At 35.0% G+C, this 20,912-nt stretch carries 16 protein-coding genes; all 16 read left to right on the top strand.

The genetic code is table 11. The features are described from left to right. The first annotated feature begins 310 nt into the window (after positions 1-310). On the top strand, positions 311-1,651 hold the full coding sequence (locus CDZ89_RS12320) for an acetyl-CoA carboxylase biotin carboxylase subunit (protein ID WP_096154740.1): 1,341 nt from the start codon (positions 311-313) through the stop codon (positions 1,649-1,651). Positions 1,652-1,688: 37 nt separating this feature from the next. Then, positions 1,689-1,901: a biotin/lipoyl-containing protein gene (locus CDZ89_RS12315; protein WP_096154739.1), complete on the top strand. Its 213-nt coding sequence runs from the start codon at positions 1,689-1,691 to the stop codon at positions 1,899-1,901. Between the two features lie 287 nt (positions 1,902-2,188). After that, positions 2,189-3,730, top strand: a complete 1,542-nt coding sequence (locus CDZ89_RS12310; protein ID WP_096154738.1) for an acyl-CoA carboxylase subunit beta — start codon at positions 2,189-2,191, stop codon at positions 3,728-3,730. A 390-nt stretch (positions 3,731-4,120) separates the two neighbouring features. Then, complete coding sequence (locus tag CDZ89_RS12305) at positions 4,121-5,011, top strand: 2-dehydropantoate 2-reductase (RefSeq protein WP_096154737.1); 891 nt, start codon at positions 4,121-4,123, stop codon at positions 5,009-5,011. 30 nt (positions 5,012-5,041) lie between these two features. Next, positions 5,042-5,434, top strand: a complete 393-nt coding sequence (locus CDZ89_RS12300) for a DUF3397 domain-containing protein (RefSeq protein WP_096154736.1) — start codon at positions 5,042-5,044, stop codon at positions 5,432-5,434. 104 nt (positions 5,435-5,538) lie between these two features. Further along, complete coding sequence (bshC, locus tag CDZ89_RS12295; protein ID WP_096154735.1) at positions 5,539-7,167, top strand: bacillithiol biosynthesis cysteine-adding enzyme BshC; 1,629 nt, start codon at positions 5,539-5,541, stop codon at positions 7,165-7,167. Between the two features lie 311 nt (positions 7,168-7,478). Continuing rightward, positions 7,479-7,910 (top strand): division/cell wall cluster transcriptional repressor MraZ, encoded by a 432-nt coding sequence (mraZ, locus tag CDZ89_RS12290; protein ID WP_096154734.1) that lies wholly within the window; start codon positions 7,479-7,481, stop codon positions 7,908-7,910. Between the two features lie 83 nt (positions 7,911-7,993). Next, the gene (gene rsmH, locus CDZ89_RS12285) at positions 7,994-8,935 is read left to right on the top strand and encodes a 16S rRNA (cytosine(1402)-N(4))-methyltransferase RsmH (protein WP_096154733.1); all 942 of its coding nucleotides are present in this window, start codon (positions 7,994-7,996) and stop codon (positions 8,933-8,935) included. 26 nt (positions 8,936-8,961) lie between these two features. Continuing rightward, entirely contained in the window at positions 8,962-9,321 is a 360-nt protein-coding gene (ftsL, locus tag CDZ89_RS12280) for a cell division protein FtsL (protein ID WP_096154732.1), read from the top strand. Between the two features lie 5 nt (positions 9,322-9,326). After that, positions 9,327-11,537 carry a penicillin-binding protein gene (locus CDZ89_RS12275; RefSeq protein ID WP_096154731.1) on the top strand — a complete coding sequence of 737 codons (2,211 nt, stop codon included), beginning with the start codon at positions 9,327-9,329 and terminating at the stop codon, positions 11,535-11,537. A gap of 637 nt (positions 11,538-12,174) precedes the next feature. Then, positions 12,175-14,109, top strand: coding sequence for a stage V sporulation protein D (locus CDZ89_RS12270; protein ID WP_096154730.1), 1,935 nt, complete (start codon positions 12,175-12,177; stop codon positions 14,107-14,109). Positions 14,110-14,382: 273 nt separating this feature from the next. Further along, the gene (locus CDZ89_RS12265) at positions 14,383-15,855 is read left to right on the top strand and encodes a UDP-N-acetylmuramoyl-L-alanyl-D-glutamate--2,6-diaminopimelate ligase (RefSeq protein WP_096154729.1); all 1,473 of its coding nucleotides are present in this window, start codon (positions 14,383-14,385) and stop codon (positions 15,853-15,855) included. 157 nt (positions 15,856-16,012) lie between these two features. Next, positions 16,013-16,987, top strand: coding sequence for a phospho-N-acetylmuramoyl-pentapeptide-transferase (mraY, locus tag CDZ89_RS12260; RefSeq protein ID WP_096154728.1), 975 nt, complete (start codon positions 16,013-16,015; stop codon positions 16,985-16,987). A gap of 1 nt (position 16,988) precedes the next feature. Next, a complete protein-coding gene (murD, locus tag CDZ89_RS12255) occupies positions 16,989-18,341 on the top strand; it encodes a UDP-N-acetylmuramoyl-L-alanine--D-glutamate ligase (protein WP_100333747.1) in 1,353 nt (450 codons plus the stop codon). 143 nt (positions 18,342-18,484) lie between these two features. Then, complete coding sequence (spoVE, locus tag CDZ89_RS12250; RefSeq protein WP_096154726.1) at positions 18,485-19,585, top strand: stage V sporulation protein E; 1,101 nt, start codon at positions 18,485-18,487, stop codon at positions 19,583-19,585. A 360-nt stretch (positions 19,586-19,945) separates the two neighbouring features. Beyond that, positions 19,946-20,854, top strand: coding sequence for a UDP-N-acetylmuramate dehydrogenase (gene murB, locus CDZ89_RS12245; RefSeq protein ID WP_096154725.1), 909 nt, complete (start codon positions 19,946-19,948; stop codon positions 20,852-20,854). Positions 20,855-20,912: the final 58 nt, after the last annotated feature.

The following is a 20,912-nucleotide window of genomic DNA, read 5'->3' as shown; positions in this document are numbered from 1 at the left end:
AGAAGGAAAAACAATTTTTTTGTAGAACTTACATAGAGGTAGATGTCTTATTCTTAGGCTATGTTAAAGTTTGTTGTTGAATTATAGTCAATCTAGCGGTTGATTTCCGCGCATATCGAAGACTCCTGCGTGAAAAGCGGGAAACGGGAGACCCGCAGGAGCGCTAGCGACGAGGAGGCTCCCGGCCCGCCCGCGGAAAGCGAAGATATGCGCGGAAATCAACAGCGGTGTTTAACAGAGCCTATATCTTAAAAGAATTACAATTTTTAGAACCTTGCACACGCATTTCAGACAGAAAGGGGAAAACTCATTGCATAAAATTTTAATTGCTAATAGAGGGGAAATAGCGGAAAGAATTATTCGCACATGTGAGAAATTAGGAATAGAAACTGTAGCAATCTTTTCGGAAAGTGATAAAGATATGCCATATGTTCATCTAGCTACTAAGGCAAGGTATGTAGGAGAAGCACATCCGCAAAAATCTTATTTAAATGTAAGTAATATATTAAATATAGCAAAAGAAGAAAATGTGGATGCAATTCATCCAGGTTATGGTTTTTTATCTGAAAATGCTCCATTTGCGAATCTTGTGAGAGAAGCTGGAATAAAATTTATCGGTCCATCAAGCGAAATTATTCAACTTATGGGAGATAAATTACAAGCGAGAAAAGAAATGAGAGTTGCAGGTGTACCTGTTGTACCTGGAACAGACGAAGCGATAGCAACGGTTGAAGAAGCATGTGCTATCGCAGATGATATCGGCTATCCTGTCATGCTTAAAGCAAGTGGCGGTGGCGGTGGTATTGGTATGCAACGTTGCGAAAATAAAGAAGACATTTTGAAAGCTTTTGACCAAACAAGAACAAGAGCGAAGGCTTATTTTCAAAATGATGAAGTGTTCGTTGAAAAGTGTATCGACAATGCGAGGCATATAGAAGTACAAGTTTTCGGAGACAGCCACGGAAATGTAGTTCATCTTTTTGAACGAAATTGTTCCGTGCAAAGAAGAAATCAAAAAGTTGTAGAAGAAGCTGTTAGTCCGTGTATGCCTGAAGATATTCGTCAAAAGATATGCCAAGCAGCTGTATTAGCTGCTAAACATGTTAACTATGAAAATGCAGGTACCGTCGAGTTTATCATGGGTGAAAATGGAGAGTTTTACTTTTTAGAAATGAATACAAGACTGCAAGTGGAGCACCCAGTAACAGAATCGATAACTGGCTTAGACCTCGTTGAATGGCAGCTTAAAGTTACTTCGGGTTATCCACTTCCATTGAAACAAGAGGAAATTCAACAAAATGGTCACTCGATCGAATATCGTATTTATGCAGAAGACCCTAAAACGTTTTATCCATCACCTGGATTAATTAATGAATGGTCATTACCTGAAGAAGAAGGAATACGAATTGATAGTGGTTATGGACCTGGCCTAAAAGTCACTCCATTTTATGACCCGATGATTGCAAAATTAATTATTACAGCTCCATCGAGAGAAGAAGCTATTCAGTTATCAGCTACTTATTTTGAGAAAGTTGAAATTACAGGTATAAAGACCAATATACCTTTACTAAAAGAGGTTGTTCAAAACGATTCTTTTAAAGAAGGGTCTTATAACACTAGCTTTTTACAAAAAGCTTTTGTTGCCAAATAAAAATTGACATCACGAAAGAAATTAGGAGGAAATGAAAATGAAGAAAATCGAAGCCGCAATGGCAGGTACAATTTTAAATGTATTAGTACAACAAGGTGAGGAAGTTTCTGCTGGTCAAACAGTAATGGTACTTGAATCAATGAAAATGGAGATTCCTGTAGAAGCGTCAGTTGAAGGGAAAGTAGCTAGTGTTACAGTTTCAATTGGTGACTTCGTAAACGAAGGTGACACTTTACTAGAGTTAGAATAAGACTGATTTATAATAAATTTGCTGTGTTAAAGGTTAGTGTTGACAAATAAATACTTTCCTGTTGATTTCCGTGCAAGGCTGAGACTCCTGCGGGAGAAGCGGTAAACGGGAGACCCCACAGGCGCTTGCGCCGAGGAGTAGGTTTTTTCACGACAGTGAAAATAACCTTCCTTTTTACCGCCCGCGGAAAGCGAAGTCTTGCACGGAAATCAGCAGCGGTCTTTTACACAGGCATTAAATTACACATAATTCATAATCTACTCGAAATTGCAACAAGGGGGATAAGAATGATTAAAACGAATGAATTAGAACAAAGACTACAAGAAACAGTAGATAAAATTAAACAAGGCGGTCATGAAAAATATCATGCTAAGCTAAAAGAACAAAATAAAATGTTTGTTCGAGATCGTTTAGCTCTATTATTTGATAATGGTCAATATGAGGAAGATGGTTTTTTTGCTAACAACCAAGCAGAAGGATTACCAGCTGATGGCGTTGTAACGGCAATTGGAAAAATACATGGCCAAACAGTTTGTGTAATGGCAAATGATTCTACTGTTAAAGCTGGTTCATGGGGTGCACGCACAGTTGAAAAAATCATCCGTATTCAAGAAACTGCTGAAAAATTAAAAGTTCCAATCCTTTACTTAGTAGATTCAGCAGGGGCAAGAATTACAGATCAATTAGATATGTTCCCGAATCGTCGTGGTGCGGGGAAGATTTTCTACAACCAAGTAAAATTATCTGGCGTTGTACCTCAAGTATGTATTTTATTTGGACCATCTGCAGCTGGTGGAGCATACATCCCAGCTTTTTGTGATATCGTTATTATGGTGGACGGGAATGCATCAATGTACTTAGGCTCTCCTCGTATGGCTGAAAAAGTCATTGGCGAAAAAGTAACATTAGAAGAGATGGGCGGGGCAAAAATGCACTGTTCCATTAGCGGATGCGGTGATATGTTAGCTGCAAACGAAGAGGAAGCAATAGCTGAGGCCCGAAAATATTTAACTTATTTCCCAGCAAACTTTGAACATGTTACGGCGCCTGTAGAGGCAGTTAGCCCGAGAGAAGGAAGAAGTTTAGCGGAAATTATTCCTGAAAATCAAAATGCACCTTTTGATATGTATGAAGCGATCGATCAACTAATTGATGATGGTAGTTTCTTTGAGATGAAAAAGCTATTCGCATCAGAGTTAATTACTGGTTTTGCAAGAATGGATGGCAAGGTAGTAGGTATTATCGCTAATCAGCCGAAAGTAAAAGGCGGCGTCCTTTTTGTAGATTCAGCCGATAAAGCAGCAAAGTTTATTACATTATGTGATGCATTCCATATTCCATTATTATTCTTAGCAGATGTGCCGGGCTTTATGATTGGTACGAAAGTAGAAAGAGCTGGAATTATTCGCCATGGTGCGAAGTTAATTGCTGCAATGAGTTCTGCTACCGTTCCAAAAATTTCTGTTGTTGTAAGAAAAGCATATGGAGCTGGTTTATATGCGATGGCTGGTCCGGCATTTGAGCCAGACTGTTGTATTGCATTACCAACAGCACAAATAGCAGTTATGGGTCCAGAAGCAGCGGTTAACGCAGTGTATTCTAATAAAATTAATGAAATTACAGACCCGAAAGAACGTTTTGCATATGTACAACAAAAACATCAAGAATATAAAGAAACGATCGATATATATAAATTAGCATCAGAACTTATTGTAGACGAAATTGTTTCTCCGTCTGATTTAAGAAAAGTATTAATCCAACGTTTTGCTTATTACTCTACAAAAAATGTAATATTCAGCACAAGAAAACACCCAGTTTATCCAGTGTAAAATTAAAGCACCTCGTCTAGGGGTGCTTTTTAATATAAGTTAATAAAGAACATCAATAGGGGTTTACAAGAGATATTTATGTAATATATTTTTAACCATTAAAAATAAAGAATTGAATTTTAAAAGTAATATAGTTGATTTCAGTTGCAGGTGCGAGACTCCTGCGGGAGTGCGTTTTAAGTGAGACCCCCGCAAGAGCGGAGCGATGAGGAGGCTCACGAGACCGCCTGCAAAAAGCGAACGCCTGCAGCTGAAATCAACTGTTATAACCTATATTTACATTTTTAATGTAGCTTTTTTATAAGTAAATTGTATACACAAGTTCCATATTGTGGACATTCTTGTTACAATATAAACTAGAAAATAGGTAGAAAGAATGAGGAGGATATTATGAGAGTAGGAATCATTGGCGCTGGGGCAGTCGGTATGCTTTTTGCTCATTACTTATCTACTACATTTAAAGTTTCATTATATGTTAGAAGACATGAACAAGCATTGCTTTTAAAAAATGGATTATGTATTTTACAACAAGACGAATTCGTCCACATAAATAAATCTATTGAAATAAAAGTTTTCGGTGAATGTCCGTTAGAAGAAAATGTACAAGTTGTAACGGTAAAGCAGTATTCACTAGAACCTATTATTGAAATATTTCAAAACTCTAAAAATGTAGATACGGTTATCTTTTTACAAAATGGAATGGGCCATATTGAACAGTTACAAAAATTAGAAAAAGAAATTTGGCTAGGTGTAGTTGAACATGGCGTTCGAAAAGAATCAGATAACACAATCACCCTTACAGGAATGGGTGAAACGAAGCTAGCACCTTTTAATCATCAAAATTATTCGAATCCATTTATTCATGAATGGGAAAGAAATAGAAATGACGCCTTTAAAGTTACTATTAAAGATAACTGGAATGAAGTTCTTACAACAAAGTTGATAGTTAATGCAGTAATTAATCCACTTACTGCATTGTTTCAAGTGAAAAATGGAGAATTGCTAAATAATAAAAATTATAAAAAGACAATGAGGTTACTTTTTGAAGAAGTTTACTCCATTGTTCCTGTTTCGAACAAGCAAAAGTTATGGGAACATATTGTACAAATTTGTTTGAAAACAAAAGAAAATTACTCATCTATGTATCGGGATGTAGAAAAGCGACAAAAAACAGAAATTGATGCTATTTTGGGATATATCCTTAGGAGGAGTCAAGAACAAAAACAGAATGCTCCACTAACACAATTCCTGTTTGAGTGTATAAAGGGGAAAACAGAGTAAAAATCATGAAAGGAAGAAGGAGAAGGATAGATGTCTACTATTTTTGCAGGATTATTTGCTACATTAGTCACGTTGCCTTTATTAACAATGTTTGTTATTTATTTTATTTCAAGAAAAATCACAAGAAGTAACAAAAAGTCATTTCATTATGCGATTGATCTATCAACGGTTTTTTTTATTCTTGCTGTTCATTACTTAATAGTAACTATATGGGGAAAGTCATTATTCTTAATTCTTACTTCAATTCTTTTGTTAATAGGTATTCTGATAGTTATCGTACAGTATAAAATTAGGGAAGAACTAGATTTTTCGAGGGTAGCGAAAGGGTTTTGGAGATTGAACTTCTTATTGTTCTTTGTTACATACTTTTGTTTGTCTTTATATGGAATCATCAAAAGAACGATGGAGACATTTGCAGCTTAGAGCATTATTTTTTGAGATTAATCGTAAGAATGCTATACTTCAGATAGATATCACTAACAATAATTAATAAATGACCTAGCATCAACTTAGAAAGGAAGCAAAGTATGGACGTTTTAGATTTATCTCTTCCTCCCATCTATCCATTTGCATCAGATTATATGAAGGAAAAAAAAGAATTGTTAGATTTCTTTTCATATAATCCATTTTCTCCTAATGTTTACAGAGAAAGGTTTGAAGAATTATTAAATAGACAGTACAACAATCGTATGGAACTATCAACGTATTTACATAAATGGAACTCGAAATATAATGCGAGTTTAGAAACGTTACGCAATGTTGAGAGATTAAATGATGAACAATCGGTTGTAGTAATAGGTGGTCAACAAGCCGGACTACTAACAGGTCCATTTTACACGATTTCCAAAATTATAAGTATTATTCAACTAGCGAAAGAACAAGAGGAGAGCTTGCAGGTTCCGGTTATTCCAGTATTCTGGATTGCTGGCGAAGACCATGACTTTCAGGAAATAAATCATCTTTTCGTATCAGATCATCATAAGATAAGAAAAGCATCTTTTAAAGATAAAACTGCAGGTAAAAAAATGATTTCAGAATTATCCATAAACAAGGATGAACTTAATAATTGGGTGAGAGAAATCTTCGCTTATTATCAGGAAACAGAGCATACAAATGACTTATTAAAAATGGTAGAGAGAGCAGTTGAACAATCGAATACATATGTTGATTTTTTTGCCTATTTAATAACCGCTTTATTTGCAAATGAAGGACTAGTTCTTCTTAATGCAGCGGACCCTGAATTACGAGAATTGGAGAAGAAGCATTTTCATTTGTTGTTAGAAAATCATCAAAATATAACGAATGAAGTGTTACATGTTCAAGAAAAGCTTTTTGCTCTTTCATATAAACCGATGTTAGAAGTTCAAGGAGATTCCACTAACCTGTTCTTCCACGATAATGGAGAGCGTAACCTTTTGTACTGGAATGATGAGGATCGTAACTTCTTCACCGCTGACGGGAAAATATTTGAAGAGCAAGAGTTAAAGGGACTATTAGAACAATCATCTGCATTATTTTCTAACAATGTAGTAACAAGACCTTTAATGCAAGATTTACTTTTTCCAACCTTAGCTTTTATTGCAGGGCCTGGAGAAGTGGCGTATTGGGGTGAATTAAAAGGGGCATTCTCTTCGCTAGCTCTTACTATGCCACCTGTAGTTCCACGCTTGCATTTTACAATATTAGAAAGAAGTGTGCATTCAACTTTAAATGAGTTGGAGGTAAGTTTGCAAGAAGCGTTAGAACATGGTGTTAAAGAGAAGCAAAAAGCAATTTTAAATGAATTAGAACTTAAAGAAATGGAAAATCAATTACAGGAATTCTATTCTAAATATAAATTATTACATAAAGAGTTAGGTGAATTTGGTAGTAACTTCACTCCTAATTTACAATCTAGTTTTCATAAAAATTGGGCATATATAGATAAACAATTTAATTATATGACTAGGTTAATGGAAAAATCAGCGTACGAAAAACATGAGAATTTAATGAAAAAATATGAGCGAGTTCAAAATGCATTAAGACCAAATGGTACACCACAAGAACGTACGTGGAACGTATTTTACTTTTTGAACATATATGGGTTGGATTTTTTAAATGCAATTTGTTCTTTAACATTAAAACATGATGGAATGCATAAAGTTTTAAAACCGTAAATCAAATTTGAAAAGCAGCAGAGGCCTAATCAATAGGCTATCTGCTGTTTTTGTTTTGACAAAATTAGTGAGTAAAATGGAGAAAATCATCTATTTGTAATAGAAGTTACCTTTTGTAAGTCTAGCTGGAGCAGAAAGCTACAATTTATCTATCAATTCGATAGAATGTCAAAAAATGTTGTAAAAAGATGAAAAACGAAAAAATTTTACGTATAAAGGATTTCTTTTTTGGGTAGAGAATAGTACAATAAAGTAAGTGGTGAGAAGTGGGGGATTGTGGTACATAGTAGAGGGAAAGTGGGGGAAACGACATGTTCATGGGAGAATATCATCATACAGTAGATGCAAAAGGTAGAATGATAATCCCTGCTAAGTTTCGTGAAAACTTAGGTGAATCGTTCGTTATAACCCGTGGACTTGACCAATGTTTGTTTGGTTATCCGATGTCAGAATGGAAAACCGTTGAAGAAAAGTTAAAACAACTTCCACTTACGAAAAAAGATGCCCGTGCTTTTACTCGATTTTTCTTTTCTGGTGCAACAGAGTGTGAATTAGATAAACAAGGAAGAGTTAATATTTCATCTCCGTTGTTACAATATGCACAACTTGATAAAGAATGTGTTGTCATAGGAGTTTCAAATCGTATAGAAATATGGAGTAAAGACAAATGGGAAAGTTTTGTGGAAGATTCTGAAGAGTCTTTTGCAGAGATTGCAGAAAATTTAGTTGATTTTGATCTATAAAAGCTCCTTCATTTAAGGATAAAAGGAATTGTTCTTTGAAAAGATATATACAAAGAACGAACTAATGAAAGGCTGTGGAAATTTTGTTTCACCACGTTACTGTTTTATTGAATGAATCTGTAGAAGGTTTAAATATAAAAGAAGATGGAGTCTATGTTGATTGTACCCTTGGTGGAGCAGGACATAGTTCTGAAATAGTAAAAAAGCTTTCTAGCAAAGGTAAATTAATTGCTTTTGATCAAGATGACGTTGCCTTAAACAATGCGAAAAAAGTGTTAGAACCATACTTAGATCGAGTTATTCTAGTGAAAAGTAATTTTAAATATTTAAAAGAAAAGCTTCATGAACTTGGGTTTCAAAAAGTAGATGGAGTCCTATTTGATTTAGGAGTCTCTTCTCCTCAATTAGATACTCCTGAAAGAGGGTTTAGTTATCACCACGATGCACCACTTGATATGAGAATGGATCAATCAAGTGATGTAACAGCTTATCAGGTCGTAAATGAATGGCCATATGAAAAGTTAGTACGAATCTTCTTTCAATACGGAGAGGAAAAGTTTTCGAAGTCTATTGCTAGAAGAATTGAAGAAAATCGAAAAATAAAGAATATTGAAACAACCTCTGAACTTGTAGAAGTGATAAAGGAAGGAATTCCAGCTGCTGCTAGGAGAACTGGTGGTCATCCAGCAAAACGTGTATTCCAAGCAATCCGCATTGCAGTTAACGACGAGCTTGGAGTCTTTGAAGAAGCGATACACCAGGCGATAGATGTAATTAGACCTGGAGGAAGAGTGTGTGTCATCACTTTCCATTCGTTAGAAGATCGTATATGTAAAGTAGCGTTTAAAGAAAAAAGTGAACTTCCACCATTACCACCAGGTTTACCAATCATACCGGAAGAGTTTCAGCCAATGTTAAAGTTAGTAAAACGAAAGCCAATTACACCGTCCGAAGAAGAACTTGAAGTGAATAATAGAGCTAGAAGTGCGAAGTTGAGAATTGCAGAGAAAATAAAAGAAAAATAAATAATGTGAAATAAGGAGGAGAGGAAATGAGTAATTTAGCACATAAACTACAACAGGAACAACAACAAAGGCAGCAACAATCAAGTAAACAACAAGTTTTAGTTAAAAAGAAGGCAAAAATAACTTTAGGGGAGAAGTTATTATGTGTTATGTTTATTGGGATGGTAGCATTTGGAGCGATACATTTAATTTCAAGTCATGTTACACTTTATGAAGTAAATCGTGAAATTCATGCTCTTGAATTTGATTTACAAAAGCAAACAAACGCTAACCGTGACTTAGAATTAAAAGTTGCGGAGCTAAACAACTATGAGCATTTATTAAAAAAGGCAAACGAATTAGGGCTTTCTTTAAACACAAATAATGTGAGAAATGTACGGGACTGATTTAGATGAAAGTATTTATACACAAAAAAAGAATACATTACGGAGCAGCAATTCTTTCAGGATTATTCACGTTGCTCTTTTTTGTTTTTATCGGCAGATTTTTTGTTTTACAAGTAACTGGAGAAGTGAGAGGGGAAAACTTATCTGATTATGCAGAAGGTAAGTACAATGTTACATATAATATTAATGCAGAACGTGGATCAATCTTAGATCGTAACGGTAATCCAATTGCCGAAGATATGCGATCATTTAAAATGGTAGCTGTCCTAGATGAATCGTTATCCAAAAATCAAAAAAAGTTAAGACATGTTGCTGACCCAATTACAACTGCCCAAAAGTTAGCGCCATTATTAAATGTAGAAGAGTCTGAACTTATTGAAAGACTATCTAGAGAAGGTGCCAAACAAGTAGAATTTGGTGCATACGGTCGGGATATCCCTATCTTAGTAAAAGAAGAAATTGAGGAATTAGATCTTCCTGGCATCAGTTTTATAGAAGGATCTAAACGATTTTATGCAAACGGGATATTTGCCAGCCATGTTATCGGCTTTGCTAGAGAAAGTGATTCCGGAGAAGTTTCGGGAGTATTAGGGATTGAGAAAATGTTAGAAGACCATTTAAAGGAAGAGAATGGGAAGTTAACGCAAAAAAGAGATATGTCTAGGTTAAGACTACCTTTCGTAAAAGACTCAGATACTGCATTTACTCCTAAAAAAGATGGTCAGGATGTATATTTAACGATAGATAAAACCATTCAAACATTCTTAGAAGAAGCGATGAGTAAAGTTCAAGATGCATATACGCCGGAAAGGATAATCGGTATCGTCGCAGAACCGAAAACTGGAAAAATATTAGCGATGAGTACAAGGCCAACCTTTGATTTGAATACAAGGGAAGGGCTTAATACGAATTGGAATAACGATGCAATATCTTATCGATTTGAACCAGGTTCTACCATGAAAGTGTTTTCGCTTGCAGCAGCTATTGAAGAAGGTGTTTACAATGGATCTGAACTTTTTAAATCAGGTTCATTCCCTATACCGTCTGCACCACCTATTTATGATCATAATCGTGCTGGTTGGGGGGAAATTACGTTTGATGAAGGTGTACAAAGATCATCTAACGTTGCCTTTGCACTTTTAACAGATAAAATGGGTACAGATACACTAATGAGTTATTTGTCATCATTTGGTTTAGATGCACCAACTGGGATTGACTTACCTGATGAAACTTCGAGTATATTAAATTTTCAATGGTATCGTGATAGAATATCAACTGCATTTGGACAAGGTTCAGCCTTTACACCCATACAATTAGTGCAAGCAGCAACTGCGATTGCAAATGATGGGAAAATGATGCAACCTTATATTATTGATAGAATTGTAGATGTCAATAACGGGGAGGTTGTATTAGATAATGTACCAAAAGTGAAAGGGGAACCTATTTCTGAACAGACTGCTAAAAAGGTTAGGGGAATTTTAGAAACGGTTGTTACATCAGATGTCGGAACAGGACGACCTTATCGTTTAGAAGGCTATAATATTGCGATGAAAACGGGTACTGCTCAAATTTCTTCCTCTACAGGTGGTTGGTTAACAGGTCATGGTGAACATATCTATTCAGCTTTAGGGATGGCACCAACAGAAAATCCTGAAATTATTGTTTATGTAGCTGTAGAACGTCCAACAATTGCAGAATATGAAAGTGGAGCTGTTCCAGTATCATCTATATTTAATGCTGTTATGTTGCGTAGTTTGCAATATTTAAGTATTAAAAGAACGGATGAAACCCCATCCGAAACTAGTATTAAAAACAATATCGGTTTTGAAACGGACGACTATATTGGCAAAAATATATCAGAAATCGAGAACAATGAAAATGGTAAACAGACGGAAATAGTTGTAATTGGAAATGGAAATCAAGTTATGAAGCAAGTACCATATCCAGGGAAACAAATTATTCAAGGTGAAAAAGTATTCTTATTAACAGAAGAAGATACAACGATGCTTGATATGACTGGATGGTCGTTGAGAGATGTTTTAAAATATGCAAGTTTAATTGGAGTTTCTCCTAGGGTTATTGGTAATGGATATGTTACTAGTCAAAGTGTAGAACCAGGAAAGAAATTCAAAAGTGGTACGCAGCTTGTGATTGAATTTTCATCTAACAGACCAATCCCACCATTAAATGAAGAAGAAAATAGCGGAGTGAACTAAAGAAAAGGCTGGAACAAAACTATATAGAACGAAGAAAAATCCGAACATTATCCCTAATTTATTAGGATAAGTCGGATTTTTTTTATACCTTTCTAGCAGATGGTTGGAGTGCAAATCGAAGACTCCTCGAAAATGCTACCGCATTTCCTTACGAAGGATGTATCGCTCCGTAGTCTTCCTTGTCCTGCGGGAAAGCGTTTTAAGTGAGACCCCACAGGCGCTTGCGCCAAGGAGTAGGTTTTTTCACGACAGTGAAAAAAACCTTCCTTTTTACCGCCCGCAGAAAGCGAAGGTTTGCACTCCTATCATTTGCGATATAAAAGTATGACACTAATTGTTCATCTTTGGCAATAAATATTTAGTTATGTCCCAGCCTCTTCTTTTTTTTGTTAGTTACTTCCTAACCCCCAATACGTTTTGGACAGGTTCTATTAAGAAGTGTACGAGCATATACTTTGAACGACCTATGTCGCATGAAACGATAGCAATATCGAAAACTATTAACATTTATCGTGTGCTTAAGTAATGGCTGTGTTAAAACGTAGTGTGGATTTTTATATACTAACTAGTTGTTGATTTGCGCGGAAATCAACAGCATATTTTAACAAAGCCTAAAGGATAAAGGGGGCAATGTTTAATGCGAGTTTCGCACGTAACAGTACGGAGAAGGTTAACGGTTGTTTTATTAGTCGGTATTTTATTGTTTAGTATTATCGACCTAAGATTAGGCTATGTTCAATTTGCACTTGGAGATGTATTGACAGATAGAGCAAAAGACTCTTGGAGTAGAAACATAACATTTGAACCAGGCAGAGGAGAAATCCTTGATCGAAATGGAGTACCGCTTGCAACGAACATGAGTGCTCCAACTGTCATGGTTGTACCAAGACAAATTGTAGATCCTAACGTAGTCTCTGAAGAGCTAGCAAAAGTTTTAAACGCTTCCAAACAAAACATTTATACACAAATAACACAAAATACATCGATGGTAAGGCTAAAAGAAGGTAGGAAGATTACTCATGACAAAGCAAAAGACATTCGTGGTCTTGATTTAAAAGGAGTCTATATTGCGGAAGATTCAAAGAGACATTATCCATTTGGTAGTTATTTATCACACGTATTAGGATTTGCGGGTATTGATAATCAAGGATTAATGGGTCTTGAATTATATTATGATAAAGAATTAAAAGGACAAAAAGGTTATGTGCAATTCTACTCTGACGCAAAAGGTAGAAGGATGCCTGATATTGCGGATGACTATGTTCCACCAGTAGATGGCCATGATTTAGTGTTAACAATTGATTCAAAAGTGCAAACTATTATGGAAAATTACTTAGATTTGGCTTATGAAACATATAATCCAGATGGAATTATTGCCATTGCAATGAATCCTAAAAATGGAGAAATTTTAGCTATGTCTAGTAGACCTGATTTTGATCCAGCTAATTTTCAAAATGTAGCACCAGAAATATATAATCGTAACTTGCCAGTATGGAGTACGTATGAACCAGGCTCTACGTTTAAGATTATTACGCTAGCCGCAGCGCTAGAAGAAAATAAAGTAAACTTAATGAAAGATACGTTTAATGATGATGGTGCGGCAGAAGTAGCTGGGGCAAGACTTAGATGTTGGAAAAAAGGTGGACATGGACACCAAACCTTTTTAGAAGTAGTACAAAACTCTTGTAACCCAGGATTCGTAGAACTAGGACAAAGATTAGGGACAGATAAATTATTTGAGTATATTAAAAGTTTTGGTTTTGGCGAGAAAACTGGAATAGATCTACAAGGTGAAGGGAAAGGGATACTATTTAAACCAGAAAGAGTTGGACCTGTAGAACTTGCTACAACAGCATTTGGTCAAGGTGTTTCCGTAACACCTATACAGCAAGTAGCAGCCGTGGCTGCCGCTGTTAATGGCGGGATATTATATCAACCATTCATCGCAAAAGAATTTGTAGATCCATTAACAGGTAAAGTAGTTTCTCGAACAAATCCGGTACAAAAGAGAAGAGTTATCTCAGAGGAAACATCTAAACAAGTACGATATGCTCTTGAAAGTGTCGTTGCACAAGGCACTGGTAAAAATGCTTTTGTAGATGGTTACCGTGTTGGTGGAAAGACTGGTACCGCTCAGAAAGCGAAAGATGGTCGTTATTTAGAAAATAACCATATCGTATCATTTATCGGATTTGCACCAGCAGATGACCCTCAAATCGTTGTTTATTTAGCTGTAGATAACCCAAAAGGAACAGTTCAATTCGGTGGTGTAGTTGCTGCGCCTATCGTAGGGAATATAATGGACGATAGTTTACGAGCGATGGGTGTGGAGAAAAGAAAAGGACAAATTGAGAAAGAATTGGCTTGGCCGGATGTTCCTTTAGTAGAAGTACCTAACTTGTTAGGGATGACGAAGAGAGAACTACAACAACAACTCGTCTTGTTACAACTTGATATTAGTGGAGATGGAGATACGGTTGTGCAACAATCTCCTGCTCCGGGGGAAAAAGTAAAAGAGGGATCTAAAATAAGGGTTTATATGTCAGGTAAAAAAGATGATAAAAAGAATTAGTAAAATATATATGAACCGATAGAAAAGCAAAGCTTTTTTCGAAATAATATAATTCAGTGATGAGATGGCTTCAGGTTTTCCTGAAGCCTATCTATTTCTTTTTCTAAATTTGAGGATTATTCCTAACCTAAATAGGGAAATTAAGATAAAAAGAAAAATAATTTTTAGAGTAAATTAGAAGTAATTTTGGTATTATTAGAGAAGGTGTGAAGAGATAGATAGTGTGTTATACATATGGCATAATATGTTTTTCAGCGAGGAAGGAGAAGTAAGATGAACTTACATGAATTAACTAAACATATACATAATGTTAGTATCTCAAACATAAACGATAATCCTAGTATTACATCAATAGAAATGGATTCTAGAAAAGTCAGCCAAGGATGCTTATTTATATGTATTAAAGGTTATACGGTGGATGGACATGATTTTGTAATTCAAGCGATTAAAAACGGTGCAGTGGCTATTCTCTCAGAGAAGGAACTAGATGTAGAAGTACCAGTTGTACTGGTTAAAGACACAAAAAGGGCAATGGCGATTTTAGCAGATGTATTCTATCAGCAGCCTTCTCAACAACTTCATTTAATTGGTGTTACAGGTACTAATGGAAAAACGACTACAACACATCTTATTGAGTCAGTATTCTATAAACACGAAGTTAATACAGGGATGATTGGAACAATAAATATGAAAATTAACGGTAAAACATATCCAACTTCCAATACAACTCCTGAAATTATTGTATTGCAACAAATGTTTAAAAAGATGTTAGAAGAAAATGTAAAAGCAGTTGTGATGGAAGTATCTTCACACGCTCTAGACTTAGGTAGAGTAAGAGGGTGTGATTTTGATGTGGCGGTTTTCACTAACTTGACACAAGACCATTTAGATTATCACAGTTCCATGGAAGAATATAAATTTGTCAAAGGAACGTTATTTTCTAGTCTTGGCAACTCATACAATTTATCAAAACCTAAATTTGCAGTCTTAAACGAAGATGACAATGCGAGTTCCCTTTATAAGAAATTAACAGCAGGGCAAGTTGTCACATACGGAATAGATAAGGAAAGTGACTATCAAGCGAAAAATATACAAATGTCCCCAAAGGGTACTACATTTGAACTACACTATAACGGTAATAAGGAAATTGTTCGAATTAAGTTAGTTGGTAAATTTAGTGTTTACAATGTATTGGCATGCATCGCAGCTTGTCATGTTTCTAATATTCCAATGGATACTATTTTAGAAGCAATGGGAGAAATTGCTGGTGTATCTGGTAGGTATGAATTAGTGAATGAAGGACAAGATTTTTCCGTTATTGTTGATTATGCACATACTCCTGATAGTTTAGAAAATGTACTAACTACTTCTAAGCAACTAGTGGAAGGTAAGTTGTTTTGTTTAATTGGTTGTGGGGGAGACAGGGACCGTACGAAAAGACCTTTGATGGCACAAGCGGCGGTAAAATATTCAGACATACCTATTTTTACATCTGACAACCCACGCACGGAAGATCCAGAACAAATTTTTTCTGATATGGAAAAGGGAGTAGAAGGGGAACAGTATTCCGTTATAAAAGAGAGGAAAGAAGCAATTGAATATGCAGTAAGTAAAGCAAAGACTGGTGACGTAATTATTATTGCGGGAAAAGGTCACGAAACATATCAACAAATAGGTAAAGAAACTTTACCATTCGATGATCGAGAAGTAGCTAGAAATGCGATAAAAATGTTGCTTAATAAGTAATTTCAAGCAACTCTAACAGATTTATTCTAACTGTAACTTCTTTTTCGATTAGTATTGAAATAATTTTAAAAGTATAAGTTAATTTTATGTATTTATATTTATCTAAGATCGTCTAATATGACGTACTTTACTAGCTTATAGGGAGGAGGGAATAACGATGCTAGAGCAAGTTATATTATTCACCATCGTTATGTCTTTTTTAATTACAGTATTATTATCACCATTATTCATTCCCTTCCTGCGAAGATTGAAATTCGGTCAAAGCATTCGAGAGGAAGGCCCTAAGTCACACCAAAAGAAAACCGGTACACCAACAATGGGAGGAATTATGATTCTTCTTTCCGTTGCTATTACAACACTTGTGATGACGGGTAAATTTACAGAACCTTCCGTTGAAACATATTTATTATTATTTGTATTAATTGGATATGGATTATTAGGTTTCCTAGATGATTTTATAAAAGTAGTATTAAAACGAAATCTTGGGTTAACTTCAAAACAAAAATTAGTAGGTCAAATATTGATCGCAGTAATATTTTATTTTGTGTTTAAACAATCTGATTTTTCGACAGTTGTTTCTATTCCAGGAACAGACTTTAGTTTTGATTTTGGATTTTTCTACATATTCCTTATTATTTTTTGGTTGGTAGGATTTTCAAATGCAGTTAACTTAACAGATGGTTTAGATGGATTGGTTTCTGGAACAGGTGCGATTGCTTTTGGAGCTTTTGCAGTTATTGCATGGAGTCAATCTCAATATGAAGTTTCATTGTTTTCTGTTGCAGTTGCAGGTGCATTATTGGGCTTCTTAGTTTTTAATGCTCATCCTGCAAAAGTGTTTATGGGCGATACTGGGTCACTTGCTCTTGGTGGTGCCATTGCAACAGTCGCGATTTTATTAAAGTTAGAAATATTATTGATTATAATTGGTGGTGTTTTTGTTATCGAAACACTCTCAGTTATAATTCAAGTTATATCATTTAAAAGTACTGGAAGAAGAGTATTCAAGATGAGTCCATTGCATCACCATTATGAATTAGTCGGTTGGTCTGAATGGAGAGTTGTTGTAACATTCTGGTCAGTAGGTTTATTGTTTGCTATTCTAGGAATTTATTTAGAGGTGTGGATGTAAGTTGAAATCTATAAAAAAATATGAAAATAAAAATATTCTAGTTCTAGGTTTAGCTAAAAGTGGTACTTCAACGGCAAAACTTTTACATGAATTAAAAGCGAAAGTAATTGTAAATGATATGAAGCCTTTTGAAGAAAATGAATATGCTCAACAGTTAAGCGAGTTAGGAATGAAGGTTGTTTGTGGTGAACATCCGCTTAGTCTTTTTGACAACAACATTGATTATGTGTTTAAAAACCCTGGTATTCCATATTCCAATCTAATCGTAGAGGAAGCAAAGAAGCGTGGCATTCCTGTATTAACAGAAGTGGAGTTAGCTTATGAAATCTCTGAAGCTCCGTTTATAGGAATTACAGGATCGAATGGAAAAACTACAACAACAACATTGATTTTTAACATGCTACAAAATGATGATAAAAAGCCTTTAATTGCAGGGAATATCGGTGAAGTTGCGGTAGAAGTAGCTCAACGGGCAGTGAAAGATAATGTGATGGTAACAGAACTATCTTCCTTTCAATTAATGGGGATTAACACATTTAAACCGAAAGTATCAGTCCTATTAAATATTTTTGAAGCACACTTAGATTACCATGGTACAAAAGAAGAATATGTAAATGCAAAAGCTATGTTGTTGAAAAATCAAACGACTAGTGAATATTGCGTCTATAATGCAGATGATCCTATTGTAATCTCGATGATAGAAGATTCAAATGCTACAAAAGTTCCTTTTTCAACGAAGCGAAAAGTTGAAGATGGAACATATATTGAAGACAGTGCAGTATGGTTCAAAGGTGAAAAAATTATCGATATAAATGATATAGTTTTACCAGGTAAACATAACTTAGAAAATATTTTGGCATCCATTGCTGCGTGCAAACTGTTTCATGTTGAAAACAAAGCAATCGTAAATATACTTACAACATTTACAGGAGTTAAGCATAGATTACAATTTGTAGATACGATCAACGGAAGAAGATTTTATAATGATTCGAAAGCTACCAATATATTATCTACAGAAGCAGCGATTAATGCATTTGATCAAAATGTTATACTTTTGGCAGGTGGTCTTGACCGCGGAAATGAATTTCATGAACTTATTCCTTCACTAGGAAGAGTAAAAGCCATGGTAGTTTTTGGTCAGACGGCAGGTAAGTTAGAACAAACGGCGAAAGAAGCAGGAATAAATAGCGTGATACGTGTCGATAATGTTGAAAAAGCCGTTACGGCTGCTTATGAAATGTCGGAAAGTGGTGATGTCATCTTGCTTTCACCAGCATGTGCTAGTTGGGATCAATATAAAACATTTGAACAACGTGGAGACATTTTTATAAACGCCGTGCATATGCTTAAATAAGGGCTTGGCCACGGATAAGGAGGCTATGTTCAACCAGTTTTGTCTAATTGTAGTCAAACAGTAGAACATAGTCTCTTTTTTCCTGAAGAGATTACTTCTCAAATGTAAACCTTGCCTTAATTTTAGTGCAGAGGTGTTTCGAATTGTCAACAAAGCGCTCTACTCCCGATATTATATTAATATTCACAACATTGACTCTATTAGCAGTAGGACTAATAATGGTATATAGTGCTAGTGCAGTCTGGGCGGACTATAAGTTTAATGATACGTTTTTCTTTGCCAAAAGGCAGTTGCTCTTTGCTGTCATTGGAGTAATTGCGATGTTTTTTATTATGAATGTTGATTATTGGACATGGCGTACTTGGGCAAAGGTAATCATTATCGTTTGTTTTGTACTATTAGTATTGGTGCTTATACCTGGAATTGGTATATGGAGAAATGGTTCTCGTAGTTGGATAGGTGTAGGTGCTTTTTCTATTCAGCCTTCTGAATTTATGAAAATAGCAATGATCTTTTTCTTAGCTAAATACTTGAGTGAAAATCAGAAAAAAATTACTTCGTTTAAAAAGGGATTACTTCCTAGCTTATCGTTAGTTTTTTTAGCTTTTGGAATGATTATGTTACAACCTGATTTAGGAACAGGTACGGTTATGGTAGGAACTTGTATTGTTATGATTTTTGTTGCTGGAGCGAGGATTAGTCATTTTGTTGGTTTAGGATTACTTGGCTTAGGTGGTTTTGTTGCGCTAGTTTTATCTGCTCCATATCGAATCAAGAGAATCACTTCCTTTTTAGACCCATGGGAAGACCCACTTGGAAGTGGATTTCAAATTATACAGTCTCTATATGCAATTGGGCCAGGAGGATTATTTGGATTAGGGCTAGGGCAAAGCAGACAGAAATTCTTTTACTTGCCAGAACCTCAAACAGATTTTATTTTCGCTATCCTTTCAGAAGAACTTGGTTTTATAGGAGGTTCGTTCGTAGTATTACTCTTTGCACTTTTACTTTGGAGAGGAGTTCGAATTGCTCTAGGAGCTCCAGATTTATATGGTAGCTTTTTGGCAATTGGAATAATATCTATGATAGCGATTCAAGTTTTTATTAATATCGGAGTTGTTACAGGATTAATGCCTGTTACAGGAATAACGTTACCGTTTTTAAGTTACGGTGGTTCATCGTTGACACTAATGTTGGTGGCAGTAGGTGTATTATTAAATGTGAGTAGGTATTCAAGATATTGATTTAATAACAATACCAGCAACTTAACAATGAAGAGTGTTCTTCACTGTTAAGTGTTGCTGGTATTTTTTGTGGGATATTATTTTTTTAAGATAACAAATACATGTACATCTTATTACAATTTCAGTGTGGATATTGCGTAATTATTAAGTTACATATACTATAAGTAAAGGAGTAGTTTACCAATAAATATAGAAGCAACTTTTTAAACAAATGTGTTTCAAAAATAATGAAATAGGGTACTATTTTTAAGATTATAATTACATAATTGAATAGGCGAATCACCATATAAACATTGTTTCGCATATAATATTAATAAAAAACAATATCGTGTAAATATTTTTTTGTTTTGGGAGGTAAATATGGATAAAATCGCAAAGGAATTATTAGACAGTGAAGTAGGGAAAGTACTTCAAAACGAACCGCTAGCTAATCATACAACGATGAAAATTGGTGGTCCAGCAGACTTATTAGTAGAACCGACAAGTATGGATAAGTTACAAGAACTAATGAACATAATAAACAAATATAATTTAAAATGGACGGTTATTGGTAGGGGTTCTAACTTATTAGTTTCTGATAAAGGAATAGAAGGAATAGTTATTAAGTTAGGAGCAGGACTAGACCATATGGAACTTGATGGTGAAAAGTTAACAGTAGGAGGAGGCTTTTCATTAATTAAGTTAGTAACGTTAATTAGTAAACAAGGTCTTTCCGGTTTAGAATTTGCAGGAGGAATCCCTGGATCTGTCGGTGGTGCAGTTTTTATGAATGCCGGTGCACATGGATCAGACATTTCAAATGTGTTAATAAAGGCGAGAGTCTTATTCGAAGATGGGAAAATGGAATGGTTATCAAAAGATGACTTCCAATTTTCTTACAGAACTTCTATTTTACAAAAAGAAAGACCAGGAATTGTTTTGGAAGCGATTTTTCAATTATCACAAGGTGAGAGAGAAAAAGTAGTCGCTCAACTTCAAAAAAATAAAGATTATCGTAGAGACACACAACCGTGGAGTCACCCTTGTGCAGGGAGTATATTTAGAAATCCACTACCTAACTATGCAGGTCAATTAATAGAAGAATCAGGTTTGAAAGGTTTCTCTGTAGGTGGAGCGAAAATTTCAGAAATGCATGGAAACTTTATCGTGAATGCTAATAATGCAAAAGCACAAGATGTATTAGATTTAATACAACATGTTAAAGATACAATTAAAGAAAAATATGATATCACGATGGAAACGGAAGTAGAAATAATAGGAAGAAAATAGGTTATAAAATCACATTTTTCACTACTTATATGTTATAATTAACTGAATTTATTTGTTG

This window comes from Bacillus alkalisoli, assembly GCF_002797415.1.
Lineage (GTDB): Bacteria > Bacillota > Bacilli > Bacillales > Bacillaceae_I > Bacillus_CD > Bacillus_CD alkalisoli.
This window is presented reverse-complemented; position numbering and strand designations above follow the sequence as displayed.